This window comes from Paenibacillus camelliae (assembly GCF_023715345.1).
GTDB classification, from domain to species: Bacteria; Bacillota; Bacilli; order Paenibacillales; family Paenibacillaceae; genus Pristimantibacillus; species Pristimantibacillus camelliae.
This window is the reverse complement of the sequence record NZ_JAMBNY010000003.1, coordinates 179,835-192,677: the sequence shown is the minus strand read 5'-3', so window position 1 is coordinate 192,677 and position 12,843 is coordinate 179,835. Positions and strand designations below refer to the sequence as shown.

The 12,843-nt window shown below is 42.9% G+C and carries 14 protein-coding genes; 13 read left to right on the top strand and 1 reads right to left on the bottom strand.

All coding sequences use genetic code 11. From position 1 onward, the window contains the following. Positions 1-63: 63 nt before the first annotated feature. The 3 genes from M3180_RS08725 (at position 64) to M3180_RS08715 (ending at position 2,068) form a co-directional block, all read left to right on the top strand. Positions 64-363 (top strand): hypothetical protein, encoded by a 300-nt coding sequence (locus tag M3180_RS08725; protein WP_251667002.1) that lies wholly within the window; start codon positions 64-66, stop codon positions 361-363. Between the two features lie 130 nt (positions 364-493). Continuing rightward, on the top strand, positions 494-1,270 hold the full coding sequence (locus tag M3180_RS08720) for an AAC(3) family N-acetyltransferase (protein WP_251667001.1): 777 nt from the start codon (positions 494-496) through the stop codon (positions 1,268-1,270). A gap of 72 nt (positions 1,271-1,342) precedes the next feature. Further along, on the top strand, positions 1,343-2,068 hold the full coding sequence (locus M3180_RS08715; protein WP_251667000.1) for a 3-ketoacyl-ACP reductase: 726 nt from the start codon (positions 1,343-1,345) through the stop codon (positions 2,066-2,068). Positions 2,069-2,165: 97 nt separating this feature from the next. Here M3180_RS08715 and bioB read toward each other — a convergent pair whose 3' ends face one another. Next, the gene (gene bioB, locus M3180_RS08710) at positions 2,166-3,161 is read right to left on the bottom strand and encodes a biotin synthase BioB (RefSeq protein WP_251666999.1); all 996 of its coding nucleotides are present in this window, start codon (positions 3,159-3,161) and stop codon (positions 2,166-2,168) included. A gap of 437 nt (positions 3,162-3,598) precedes the next feature. Here bioB and M3180_RS08705 point away from each other — a divergent pair, with 437 nt between their 5' ends. The 10 genes from M3180_RS08705 (at position 3,599) to M3180_RS08660 (ending at position 12,813) form a co-directional block, all read left to right on the top strand. Beyond that, positions 3,599-4,252 (top strand): FusB/FusC family EF-G-binding protein, encoded by a 654-nt coding sequence (locus tag M3180_RS08705; protein WP_251666998.1) that lies wholly within the window; start codon positions 3,599-3,601, stop codon positions 4,250-4,252. Between the two features lie 91 nt (positions 4,253-4,343). After that, a complete protein-coding gene (locus M3180_RS08700; protein WP_251666997.1) occupies positions 4,344-5,015 on the top strand; it encodes a YdeI/OmpD-associated family protein in 672 nt (223 codons plus the stop codon). A 136-nt stretch (positions 5,016-5,151) separates the two neighbouring features. Beyond that, the gene (locus M3180_RS08695) at positions 5,152-6,474 is read left to right on the top strand and encodes a sensor histidine kinase (RefSeq protein ID WP_251666996.1); all 1,323 of its coding nucleotides are present in this window, start codon (positions 5,152-5,154) and stop codon (positions 6,472-6,474) included. 13 nt (positions 6,475-6,487) lie between these two features. Further along, positions 6,488-7,114 carry a response regulator transcription factor gene (locus M3180_RS08690; RefSeq protein ID WP_251666995.1) on the top strand — a complete coding sequence of 209 codons (627 nt, stop codon included), beginning with the start codon at positions 6,488-6,490 and terminating at the stop codon, positions 7,112-7,114. 240 nt (positions 7,115-7,354) lie between these two features. After that, a complete protein-coding gene (locus tag M3180_RS08685; RefSeq protein WP_251666994.1) occupies positions 7,355-7,924 on the top strand; it encodes a helix-turn-helix transcriptional regulator in 570 nt (189 codons plus the stop codon). A 373-nt stretch (positions 7,925-8,297) separates the two neighbouring features. Then, positions 8,298-9,182: a hypothetical protein gene (locus tag M3180_RS08680; protein WP_251666993.1), complete on the top strand. Its 885-nt coding sequence runs from the start codon at positions 8,298-8,300 to the stop codon at positions 9,180-9,182. Beyond that, positions 9,179-9,442, top strand: a complete 264-nt coding sequence (locus tag M3180_RS08675) for a PqqD family protein (RefSeq protein ID WP_251666992.1) — start codon at positions 9,179-9,181, stop codon at positions 9,440-9,442. Before M3180_RS08680 ends, M3180_RS08675 begins: the two co-directional genes overlap by 4 nt. Continuing rightward, positions 9,439-9,909, top strand: coding sequence for a S24/S26 family peptidase (locus M3180_RS08670; protein ID WP_251666991.1), 471 nt, complete (start codon positions 9,439-9,441; stop codon positions 9,907-9,909). The genes M3180_RS08675 and M3180_RS08670 overlap by 4 nt, the downstream gene beginning before the upstream one ends. After that, positions 9,906-11,603: an ABC transporter ATP-binding protein gene (locus M3180_RS08665; protein WP_251666990.1), complete on the top strand. Its 1,698-nt coding sequence runs from the start codon at positions 9,906-9,908 to the stop codon at positions 11,601-11,603. Before M3180_RS08670 ends, M3180_RS08665 begins: the two co-directional genes overlap by 4 nt. After that, positions 11,593-12,813, top strand: a complete 1,221-nt coding sequence (locus M3180_RS08660) for a nucleotidyltransferase domain-containing protein (protein ID WP_251666989.1) — start codon at positions 11,593-11,595, stop codon at positions 12,811-12,813. The genes M3180_RS08665 and M3180_RS08660 overlap by 11 nt, the downstream gene beginning before the upstream one ends. Positions 12,814-12,843: the final 30 nt, after the last annotated feature.

Sequence of the window (12,843 nt, the reverse complement as noted above, 5' to 3'; positions counted from 1 at the left end):
GGGCAACGTCCCTATACTAATGCAAAGTACACTTCATAGGGACAATGGAGGAGTCGATCAACCATGAATGAAAGAATGAGTCAATTAGAGCAGCGTTTGACGGAGCAGCATCATAAGGATCTGTTCCTGCAGTCGAAGCATACCTTAAGTGCACTCGACGAATTAGCAGAAGAACATCGAAAATTCACCTCGATACAAGCCATTAGTGGAGTAAAGATCGTTGGTAGTGAGGAAGCATTGTTCTACAATACGATTCAGGAAGCTAAGGAGCAAATTGTTATTACGCTCGAAAAAACGCTAAGTGACCTAGAGCATAAAGGTGATAAAAACTATACACAAATTTTTGAGGATGGCGTTGAATAATTATGGCGCTGTATACTTGCGCAAGTATACAGCGCCATTTTTATTAGAAAAGAGGCCTATAGCTTGAAACTGGCTTATAATAGGTATAGCGCGATGGAAAGAAACGAGTAGCGCGAGAGGAGAGAGTAATATGCATACGAAAGAGACTTTAATGAAGCAGCTAGAGAACCTAGGCATTGATCGCCAAGGAACATTGTTCATTCACTCGTCTATGAAAAGCATCGGTCCAGTGGAAGGCGGCGCGGACACCGTGCTTGATGTGTTTTCGGATTACATGAAGGACGGACTGCTGGCTTTACCGACTCATACATGGTCATATATTAATAAGGATAATCCTAAGTTCTACGTCGAAAGCTCGCCTTCATGCGTCGGAATTTTGCCTGAAATTTTCCGTAAGCGACCTGGTGTCGTCCGGTCATGGCATCCTACCCATTCTGTTGCTGCTTTGGGACGAGATGCGGCAGAATTTACGAAGGATGATCATTTATTCGATACCCCTTGTGCTAGAGGCTCCGCTTGGGGGAAGCTGCTTGATCGCAAGGCAACCATTCTATTAGTTGGAGTAGACCTGAAGCGCAACACCTTTATTCATGGCGTAGAGGAGTGGGTGGACATCCCGGGCAGAATGACGGATGGTCACGAGGCTCTTGTCACCGTGTTACCTGATGGAACAGAAATATCCGTCCCATCCCGCAGACATTGCGGCTTGTCTTGGTCTGAGCATTTCTGGAAAGTGGATGAAGTCCTTCAAGATAAAGGTGTCATGTTTATCGGGAAGCTCGGCGATGCAGAGGTTAGAGTGTGCGATGCAGAAGGCATTGCGAACGTGATCACGGAGATGCTTCAGGACAATCCTGACTTGTTCTCAGATAATCTTCCGTTAGATCAATCGGCACATAAAGTATGATTTAACGGGATCAAACCGATTATAGTATAATGATTAAATTAACGTTTACTTGATGGAAAGGGGCTGCTAGCTTTGGCACAATCATTAAAGGGTAAGGTAGCATTTATTACAGGAGCAGCAAGAGGAATTGGGAAAGCGACAGCTATCGCATTAGCGAAGGAAGGCGTAAACGTCGGATTAGTTGCTCGTACAGAGGATACTTTAAAGCAAGTGGCAGCAAGTCTAGAGGGCTTAGGTGTAAAGGTTGCTTATGCAGCGGCTGACGTTTCTTCCCAGCTACAGGTGGAAGCAGCTATCGCAGCTTTGACGAAGCAGCTCGGCAGTGCAGACATTCTAATTAACAATGCAGGTATCGCATCATTCGCGTCTGTTATGGAGATGGACCCTGAGCAGTGGAAAAGCATTATAGATACGAATGTACTCGGTACATACTATGTAACACGTGCGGTGCTGCCTCAGCTTATCGAAAAAAATGGTGGAGATATTATTAATATCGCTTCTACTAGTGGATTAAGCGGTGCCGCGACATCGAGTGCCTATAGCGCTTCAAAATTTGCGGTCATTGGCTTTACAGAATCGCTAGCACAGGAGGTTCGTCGTAACAACATCCGTGTTACAGCGTTGAATCCTAGCACAGTAGCGACAGATCTAGCGCTTGATCTTAGCTTAATTAAAGAAAACAATGATTCGAAGTATATGCAGGCTGAAGACATTGCAGAGGTTATCGTACATCAATTGAAGCTAAACCCGCGTATTTACGTGAAGAATGCAACGATGATCGCAACGAATCCGTTCTAAACTAAGTCGACACAAATAAATTTATTAGTAATCTCTTGCCCCTCGTGAGTGCTATTGGTCATTGATCCAATATACACACCGCGAGGGGCTGTTATGTTTAAATCGCGTATTGCTCAATCTCAAATCCCAAGTCTTCAATGAACTGATAATCTGCTTGAATATCCTGACCCTCGGTCGTTAAGTAATCGCCGACGAATAAGGAGTTTGCAGCGTATAGGGTAAGTGGCTGCAGCGAGCGTAGATTGACCTCGCGTCCGCCTGCCACTCTAATTTCCTTCGTTGGACAGATCAGTCGAAAGAGCGCGAGCACTTTTAGCGCCTTTAGAGGAAGGACAGGAGTTGCTTTCTCTAATGGAGTTCCCGGTATCGCATTTAAGAAATTAATCGGAATCGAGTCTGCATCCAGCGCTCGAAGTGCGAAGGCGAGCTCCACGATTTCCTGATCGGTCTCATTCATCCCAATAATGACACCAGAGCATGGCGACATGCCGGCCGACTTTGCTTTTTCCACCGTGTCAACTCGCTGGTCATAGGTATGAGTCGAAGTAATCGAAGGATAATTCGTTCTGCTTGTATTCAGATTATGATTGTAGCGGTGCACGCCTGCCTCGGCTAATCGCTCGGCTTGTCCTTCCTTCAAAATTCCAAGACATGCACAGATTTTAAGCGGCATCGTTTCACGAATTTCTTTAACCGCTTCTACGACTTGGTTCAGCTCTCGCTCAGTCGGCCCTCTTCCGGAAGCGACAATACAGTACGTACCTGCCTGACGCGCTAACGCCTCGCGTGCGCCGGCTAGCAAAGTATCCTTGTCGAGTAGGCTGTATTTTTCAATAGGAGCTGAAGATACAATCGACTGTGAGCAATACCCGCAATCCTCGGGACATAATCCACTCTTCGCATTAATGATCATATTCAGCTTTACCTTTTTTCCGAAATAATGCTTTCGTACGAGGAAGGAAGCCTGCATGAGAGGCAGCAGCTCATCATTGTCAGCTTCGAGAACAGAAAGTCCCTCCTCCATCGTTAAGCACTGTCCATCAATCGCCTTATCGGCTAGTGCATTCCACGAATTGTCTACAACAACACTCATTAAGCATCCTCCTACAAATTCTTTTCTATAATCGCATGATGCCTTATTATTGTTAACCATCATAATTAAATTTTTGGTTAACAATAGAATGATGTTATTCTAGCAAACGAGGAATAATTTGTAAAGATGGCTTGTACAAGAAAAAGATGCTGTAAGCGCAGCAATATCGAGGGAGGCATTGGGTGGAGCGGTGCTGTTTAATTTTTGAACTTTAATTTCAATCATCATTCCGTTATAATATTTACATTCTACAGGAGTGGAGAGTGATACTGATGGCAATCAGAGATTGCCGGATTGGAAAAGCCTCATGCAAAGCCTAAATTAGGGGCGATACTTTGTGTGAGGGTGACCAATAACGTCGCCGGTTTTAGCAATTATCGTTATCTAATAATGGTTTTGCTCCTTGTAAACATCATACAAAGAAGGGGCTGACGTCCATGTGTAAACCATTTATTGGAAACTATCAATATAACGTCATCAAACAATCAGCAAATTCAGTCATTCAAGCATACCAAACGATTAACGATCCGAAGGTATTGGATAGCGTTCGTTTTAATGCACAAACTAAAGTGTTGGAGCAGTTTTTAGAAGTCACGGCTGAGCATAAAACGATGCTAGAGTCGATTGAGGCACTGAGATCACCGAATGACGTCCAAAAATATTTAACGGAGCTTGAGCCATTTCTTATGGAGTTCCCTGCCATTACGGAAAGCCAGCTTCGGAAGCTATTCAAGAAAAACAAGAAGCTTAAGCTGCCTGACCTTGAACAGATAGATTTCCGCTTTGTGACCTATATGAGCTGGATCGATATTTCGAGTAATAAAATGTTCCTCGTATATGAAAAGGATGGACAACATATAGGCATTGAAGGTAGATTTACTGAAACGAATAAGAAAAGCTATTGCTTCGCATGCAATCGCTATGAGAAATTGGTCTTATTCTCGGCAGTTTCCAAGAAACGTCCAGCACACGCTTCACAGGATTATTTCAAGTCAGTTGGCAATTATATATGCATAAATAGCGAAGATTGTAACCGCAACATCACCTCTGTTTCTACACTAGAAGCATACATTGAATCGGTGCAATCGTAGCTCTTATGCTCACCATCGTTACATCAGAAGGCGGCCGCAACGGCCGCCTTTTGTTACTCAGTCAGGAAGGCTTAGAAGGGAATGGGTGCAAATGTCTAAAACAATCGTTGAAAAGCTGAATCTAAAAAAGTATCAACGGACGGCCGTTTTATATACACCGGAAGGGGAGCATAGCTTAGATGAGCTTCACGATGCAGATCATGAGCTGACCAATGAACCTTACGATATGATATTCGCCTATGTGCTTGATATGAAATCACTGCAGGAGCTCGTACATAAAGTCATCGAGCAAAGCAGTCTTAAGGCGGGAGGTTACTTATTCGCTGCCTATCCTAAGAAGGGCAATAAGGTCTATGCTACCTATATACATAGAGATGAACTATTAGAAGGCTTAGGTGCAGGTGAGGATGGATATATTGGGACAAGCCATCTCAAATTTAGTCGTATGGTTGGCATGAACGATGTGTTTACCGTTGTTGGACTTAAGCATGAGGCTAAGAAAGCAGCCAAAGCATCAGCTGCAGCAAAGCCTAGCCAACGTGTCGATGATTATACCGGTTTTATTCGGAATATAGAAGAGGATTTAAGCGACGCACCTAATGAGCTAGCCTTCTATCAGTCGCTTAAGCCAGGTTATCGCAAAAGCTGGGCCCGTTACGTGTACAGTACTGTACAGGAAGAGACGAGAGCTAAGCGCAGGAAAGAGATGATCGCAATACTTTCACAGGGCTATAAAAGCATGGATCTCTATCGTCAGAGATAAGGAGAAGAGCGAAGAAACGGCATATGCCCATTCTTCGCTCTTACTCTTTTGACAACATTATTCACTGTTATAGTGAACATATCTTTTGTATACTGAAACATATTAGGTTTAGCTAGACCGAGGTGATGAGGCAGCAATGTACAATATTATGTTTCTCTTGCTATTCATAGGATTAACTTCTATTGGAATCTACTTAAGAATAAGAAACAATAAGAATCGACTAATGTTTTGGGTGGCCGCAGTTATTGTGTGCTGTGGGCTAGTTGGATTACAGGTCATTCTTGAGAAACAAATCCTCCCAAGACTCGACATGAGTACGGATTCCCTAGTACCTGCTATGCTGCTTTATATAACAGGTGCGCTCAATCTATTTATCAATACGTTTCCCTACTTTGCGATTCTCGTATTTTATTTGCTGTTTAATGGCTTTATGAGATACGATCGATGGTTAATAGGGGGCTTAAGCATCCCGATTTGGGTTACGCTATTTTTATCTTCAAATCTATCTAAAAATTACTTGGATACGACGTTTTTATCCTTTTGGGGATTAGCCTATACGATAGGTATTTTCAGTCTTGCGATCTTCTCTATCGTTATTGAAAAAGAACCTCATTACCGACTGCATCATTTCGTCATCGCAATTATTTTTTGCATTCCAATCGCTGTTCTCAATGTGTTTCACTTTGCTTCGAGTGCTACAAGTGATCGCATTTTAATCGCAATTCCCTATATTTTAGTTCTATGCCTCATTATTATTTTGCTGCTCTATGTCCGTGGTGCCTTCCTAGGTATTAAGAAAAAGTCAATTCAGATGGTTCATATAAGTACGGTTCTTACGCATCATTCACTTAAGAACTCCATTGGCAAAGTTAAGCTTAATTCGCTCAACATTCGTAATAGCCTAGAGCAAAAACAATATGAACATATCGACAATTACGTTGGCAATTTGTTAGATATTCATGACACGATGATGCAGACGATGTCCAATATCTCAAGGGCAGTAAGCAATCAACTTGTGTTGCAGAAGCAGGAGACGGATATGGCAGCTATTGTATCGGATGTTGTAAAGGGACTAAGAAGAGATTCAACCGTAACAATCGATATCGATTGTCCTTCTACTATCGTCGTTGTTGACCGTCTGTTGCTAACGGAATGCATACAAAATATATGCAATAACGCGATTGAAGCGATAAAGGATGCTGGAACACTTCGTATCAAATTGCAGCAACGCAGAAAAAAGGTGCATTTAACGATTAGTGATTCGGGCTGTGGTATGGATCGATTACAGGTACACAATGTGTTTGAGCCGTTTTACTCCAGTAAGCAACGGACTCGTAATCATTTTGGTCTAGGGATGTATCAAGCCAAAAAGGTTATTGACGCTCACAATGGAAAAATCGATATTAAAAGTGCGCGAGGCAAAGGAACAACAGTCACGGTGACGTTAAAAACAAAATGAGGGTGATCATACGTTGAGCCGAATAAAAGTATTATATGTCGAGGATGATCCAGATTGGCGTGAAGGAATTCGCGTATTTCTTTCCAGCTATGCAGAATTTGAGTTGATAGCGTGTGTATCGACATTGAATGAATGCTTTGAGCAGCTGCAGGCTAATGCAGTAGATATTGTTATTATGGATATTGTTCTCGATGAATATGGGACCTCTGGCTTGGATGGTGCATTAGATTTATCCGTCCATTATCCGAATGTAAAGATTATTATGCTTAGCTCACTGGATGAACACGATGATATTTTTAATGAAGCATTTTTGAATGGTGCCTACGACTATGTTTACAAAAGTGAATTTGAGCAGCTTCCTAATGTCATGTCCGCCGCGATAAGTAATCAACAAACGAAATACGGAGAAAGATTAAAAAAACTAGTCTACGAAAAAAAGAAAAGCCTGCTTAGCGAGGGTGATATTATTGTGCTTAAGCTGCTGCTACTGAATATGACACAAACACAAATTGCAGAACAGCTGAATGTGAGCATTGCGGCTGTGAAAAAGCAGGTTGGACGCGTTAAACGAAAATTTAATTGGAATCGATCAAGCAAGGAGCTGGCAGATAAATGCCAAAAGTGGGGAGTTCTTGATTGAGCGCTGTTAGAGTGACTGCTGTTATCCAGGGATGACAGCAGTCTTTTTATGTTCAAAAGCAGGCTAGGGGGTAGACGCGTAATTGTCTACTTATGTAATCGCCTATAACCGATTATTATGGTTTACGTTGGTAATAAATTGAAAAGTGAACGTGAGATCAGGTAATAGGTAGGTGAGCGTGTCATCCATAACAAAATTAATGTATTGTACATCGAGGAAGATGAGCAATGGAGAGATGGGTTGAATGATTTTTTATCCGGTCATAAAGATATTAACTGGATATCGTATAACCCTGCAGCAGGTGAGGTTGCTTCGATGCTAGATCAATACCATATCCATGTCATCGTCAACGATACGATGCAGCATACTATCGATCGATCGGCACTCTATAACATGCTCGACGCACACCATATAGATACAAACATAAAATACATCATGTTTACATCACTTGATCAGGCCGATGACATTTTCAATGAAGCGTTTTTGCATGAGGCTAATGAATATGTAAAAATGAGTGATTTTGATCAGCTGCCTCATATCATTCGTCAAGCAGCAACCTGTCGTTCCTATACCTTTGGTGATCAATTACATACGCTTGTTCATGGGAGAAAGAAGCTCCTTGTGCAGGAAGGCTATGGTCCATTACTTCACTTAATTGTAAAAGGGAAATCACAGCCGCAAATTGCAAGAGAGCTTTCGATGAGCACAGCCGCCATAGCAAAAAAAATTAACCAAATTCATCAGATGTTTAATTGGAAAGGCTCAATTCAGCAGTTGGCAGACAAGTGTGCAAAGTGGGGAATTCTCTAACAGCTATACCTCTAAATGTAGGCATAACATGAGAGGTGTAGTTTTTTTATATTTAAAGCAGCAAGGGTAGACGTTAAATTGTCCACTATATAGGTGAAATCTAGCGAAATATAATAGGCATAGGGTAACTATTATAGTGCCTCCACTATGTAAAGCTATGGAGGGATCAGGATGAAAAAAGAGTATGAAAAGCCACAGATTGAGATCGAGGAGTACGAGCTAACCGATATTTGCTTCTTATCTGGTGGATTAGGTGATGGAGAAGACTTCTAAAGCAACATGAAGAGATGTTCATCATGAAAGGGAGCGGGGAAGTTGTCACCATCAACTTCCCGTTCTCTAATACAGTACATGATCGGAGGAGAGTACGTTCATGAAACGTGCTAATATCGCGGGTCTACATATTGAATACAGTATGGCTGACGCTGCTTTTTTTGATTATCGGCTGCGCAGCTATGTGAGTCATGACATAGCAGATAGGGATCTGTTGCTACGTACAACCGTTCATGATCATATCGATTCACCACATGGACAATTCATTAAGCAGATTAAATCAGCAACGATTGTTCAAATGCAGGATGGACATATTGCTAGATCCATTTTAGATCGGGAAACGGGTAAAATTGCCGCAGTTGTGAGAAGCAAGCCTGATTATTCTGAGGTGGAGATTCAATTATGGAAGCATAGAACTCATCCCATCTTCACGCTAACAGATTACGAGTATATGTACACCGGCTTTGCCTTTAAGGATAGATTAACTTATCTTGGCGGTGCTGTATTGCACGGATCTGCCATTGCAATGAACAATGCAGGCATTATTTTTTCTGCAAATAGCGGGATAGGAAAATCTACACATGCGAATTTGTGGAAGCAATATTTCAAAGATGAAGTCACAATTGTGAATGACGATAAGCCAGCTATTCGCATGCTGAATGGCCTTCCATATATGTTCGGAACACCGTGGAGCGGGAAAACCGAACTAAATGCAAATGTCCAAGCTCCGCTTAAAGCGATTGTCTTCATAAAGCGCTCAGATCGCAACTATATTGAACGGTTAAATACACGTGACAGTATATTTGCCTTATCGAGCCAAATCGAAAGACCTTATTATGACGGTCAATTAGGGGCGCAGACGCTTGATGTCATTGAGCAGCTGATCACAACGGTTCCCGTCTATCAATTACATTGCAACATCAGCTATGAGGCCGTTCAGGTCGTTTACGATAAATTACTTGCTGAAAAGGAGATATCGATATGAAGCTGGTCAGTGGATTTAGCTTGCGAACCATCGCAGATAGTAGAGTAGTTGTACCAGTAGGAGAAACGACGATTAATTTTAAAGGAATGATTACCTTGAACGGGAGCGGTGCCTTCCTGTGGGAACAGCTTGGAACGGAAAAAACCGAGGCAGAACTCGTTCTAGCACTGCAGGATGAATACGAGATTGAAGAGCAGACGGCTCTACTAGATGTAAAGCAATTTGTCGAGGTGCTTTCTCGAGCAGGCTTTTTACAATGACGTTGGATCGAAAGCTGATTAAGCTGGATTCGGAAAAGCTGCATCCCATCCTTCAATCGACATTAGAGCAGCAATTGGATATTTCATTGCCCGTAACGGGGAATAGTATGCAGCCCCTATGGATGCATAATCGCGATAGCGTAGTTCTAACACCATGTGACCCATACACGTTAAAAAAAGGTGATGTCGTCCTATACCGAAGAGCAACGGGTCAGATCGTTCTTCATCGAATCGTCAAGGTGAATGAGGAAAGCTATGATCTTTGTGGTGATGCGCAAGTGGACATTGAACGAGGTCTTCCCAAGCGACAGGTGTTAGCTGTAATGACAAGCTTTACTAGAAACGGCCGCCAATACAGTAATAAGCAGCTCAGCTACGTGCTTTATTCTGTGCTGTGGCATTTACTCAGGCCAGCAAGAAGGGCAGTCAGAAGCGGGTATAGACGCTGGAGGAGACTTACCGCATGAACAAGGAGTCGAGATCAACAGCTCTTAACTGGACGTATCAATTTTCTAAGCCATATTTGTGGAGCATTTTACTTTTGTCGATCATTGGGAGTGCTGTTGCAGGTGGCTTTATTTTAATTGTCGTCGTATCTAGTTACATATTGGACATTGCAACAGGTGCTAAGGTTGGTGTGCTCACGTACTGGATTATTCTCTTATTCATCATGATCGTGCTGCTGGCCTTATTACAGGGACTTGCGAGTCATATGCGTACTCGAATTGCAGGCAAGCTGGAGATGAATTTACGACAGACACTTTTCATTAGATTAACCGAGAAGCAATATATGGAACGATTACAGCTGCATTCTGGTGATATGCTGCATCGACTATACAGTGACGTACAGCTTGTAGTAAATGGCGTCGTTCAGCTTATCCCTCAGTTCATATCAATGGCGACCAAGCTAATTGTTGGTTTTATTGTGATGGTGAGCATTAGTCCTATTTTTTCAGTAGCGATTATCAGTGCTGGCGTCCTCATGTACACCATAGGTAGACTGTACCGCAAAAAGTATAAGGGGCTGCATAAAGCTTGCCAAAGCACCGAAGGGCATACTCGGTCCTTTCTTCAGGAATGCTTTGAAAATATTGTGCTTATAAAAAGCTATTGCAGGGAGCAGCTTATTCACCTCAAGCTGCAGGAGAAACAACAAACAAACTACAACGCAAAACTAGCGCGCAATATGGTGACTATAGCGGCAACCTCCTCCTCCTACCTCATGTTATCTATCGGATACTTCGCAGTACTCGTTTGGGGTGCAATGCAGCTATCGGCAGGAAGTATAACTTTTGGGTCAATGCTTGCACTTTTACAAATGATCGATCAAGTTAAGGGGCCATTTCGTAATATGTCAGGCTTGGCGCCTCAATATTACGCGATGCTTGCCTCCGCTGAGAGGCTGCAGGAGCTAGAGCAGCTGAATGACGAGCCTAACCGTGACGTCATTAACCAGAGCTATATCTCCGCAGCTCATATGATTGAAGAGTTAGAGGCGATTGAGCTTGATCAAGTGAGCTATCGATATGGTCAAGCTAACGAAGTGTTACATCAAACCTCATTTACGATCAATAAGGGTGAATTTGTTGGAATTGCGGGTGCATCTGGAGCGGGAAAGAGCACGTTATTCAAGCTTATTCTTGGCTTCATTCAACCGGACTCAGGAGAGCTTCGCTTTAGAATGCGCAAGGGCAACGTGTTAAACAACATGGCAGCTCGCTTGTTGCTTGCTTATGTACCACAGATTCAGCTTATGTTTTCAGGTACAATTCGTGAAAATCTAACGATGTTTAACGAGGCAGCCAACGATACGGATATTAACGATGCTCTCAACATAGCTTGTCTTTCAGAGGAAATAGCGGCCTTTCCTCATGGGCTGGATACGATGATAGGTGAGCACAATGTAGGGTTGTCCGAGGGACAAGCGCAAAGACTATCGATAGCAAGAGCTGTATTGTCGAAAGCTCCGATATTGCTGCTGGATGAGAGCACTTCAGCTCTGAATGAATCGCTAGAGAAAGAAGTGCTACGTCGACTTCGTACACTACAAGGTCGTACAGTCATCTTTATTTCTCATAGTACATTCGTTCTTAAAAGCTGTGATCGAGTGATCAGCTTAGATGCGTTAAAACACGGAAAGGAGCTTGGCCATGGAGCATAACACCGTTTCATTTATTGCACTGCTATCCTCACATCTTAAGCAGAGTCAGATTCATCCTTCACATATGGAGCAGATCGACTACGAACGGCTTTATACGTTAGGGAAAATTCATTCTGTCAGTGGGATGCTTTATATGTCGCTTAAAGCGCAGCGACAGTTAGCCGACATACCGGAGAGTCTGGAGCAGGCATGGAAGCAAGACTTTGTCTCTACGATCTCAAGAGCCGCGTTGCAGCAGCAGGAGATGCAGAAAGTTATTGAATGCTTCAACAATCACCAGATGAAGCATGTTTTATTTAAAGGCTATGCGTTAAAGGACATCTATCCTACTCCAGATATGCGGACAATGGGGGACATTGATATTCTTATACAATCCTCGGATAGACAGAGAAGCCATGCCATGCTAGAGGCTATAGGCTACAAGGCAACCTATACGGCGGGAAATGTGTGGACATACGTGAGGGGCGCTGTTCAGCTCGAAATTCATGACCATCTTATCTCACGCAACTTTAACGATCAAGCTGATTACAGAGACTACTATAACGATGCATGGAAGTATGCTGTTAAGAAGTCTCAGCAAGGCTTTACCTATCAATTTACAGAGAATGATCATCTCATTTATTTATTCGTACATATGGCGAAGCATTTTTACAGCACCGGCTGTGGCATTCGTATGTTTATGGATATCGCAGCCCTCATTCAGCGCGATCATAATCCATTGAATTGGTCCTATATTCAAGCTCAGCTGCGCATACTGAAGCTCGATATATTCGCTAATCATGTACTTGATCTATGCCAAAGATGGTTCGACGTCGATCTGCCCATAACAATATTGAAAATGGATGAGCGTTTCTATGAGCAAATCAGTGAATATATTTACTCAGCAGGTGTCTTTGGCTACTATCGGCGCGACGGATATGTAGCGATGCTTCGTACGCTCGGAGCAAAAAGGAAGCAGGAGCATACCGGTCTGCGAACGCTTAGGACGTATTGGAGCATTTGCTTTCCGAGTTATCGAACATTAAGCGGCATGGCTGCATATTCCTTCTTGAAAAACCGACCACTGTTTTTACCCTTGGCCTGGGGACTTCGAGCTGCGCGCAGCTTATTGTATAGATGGAAGCGCACATGGAGGCTGCTGCTTGGGGTTGTAACTAGTAAGAAGGAATATGATCGGCAGGATAAGCTGCTTGAGGAATTAGGATTATAGCTTTTAGCGTGTACATAACATATCGGGAGG

Coding starts and splice junctions, on each gene's coding strand:
- M3180_RS08695 (WP_251666996.1), top strand. CDS start 5,152: ATGTACAATATTATGTTTCTCTTGCTATTCATAGGATTAACTTCTATT.
- M3180_RS08705 (WP_251666998.1), top strand. CDS start 3,599: ATGTGTAAACCATTTATTGGAAACTATCAATATAACGTCATCAAACAA.
- M3180_RS08700 (WP_251666997.1), top strand. CDS start 4,344: ATGTCTAAAACAATCGTTGAAAAGCTGAATCTAAAAAAGTATCAACGG.
- bioB (WP_251666999.1), bottom strand. CDS start 3,161: ATGAGTGTTGTTGTAGACAATTCGTGGAATGCACTAGCCGATAAGGCG.
- M3180_RS08680 (WP_251666993.1), top strand. CDS start 8,298: ATGAAACGTGCTAATATCGCGGGTCTACATATTGAATACAGTATGGCT.
- M3180_RS08675 (WP_251666992.1), top strand. CDS start 9,179: ATGAAGCTGGTCAGTGGATTTAGCTTGCGAACCATCGCAGATAGTAGA.
- M3180_RS08670 (WP_251666991.1), top strand. CDS start 9,439: ATGACGTTGGATCGAAAGCTGATTAAGCTGGATTCGGAAAAGCTGCAT.
- M3180_RS08725 (WP_251667002.1), top strand. CDS start 64: ATGAATGAAAGAATGAGTCAATTAGAGCAGCGTTTGACGGAGCAGCAT.
- M3180_RS08720 (WP_251667001.1), top strand. CDS start 494: ATGCATACGAAAGAGACTTTAATGAAGCAGCTAGAGAACCTAGGCATT.
- M3180_RS08660 (WP_251666989.1), top strand. CDS start 11,593: ATGGAGCATAACACCGTTTCATTTATTGCACTGCTATCCTCACATCTT.
- M3180_RS08665 (WP_251666990.1), top strand. CDS start 9,906: ATGAACAAGGAGTCGAGATCAACAGCTCTTAACTGGACGTATCAATTT.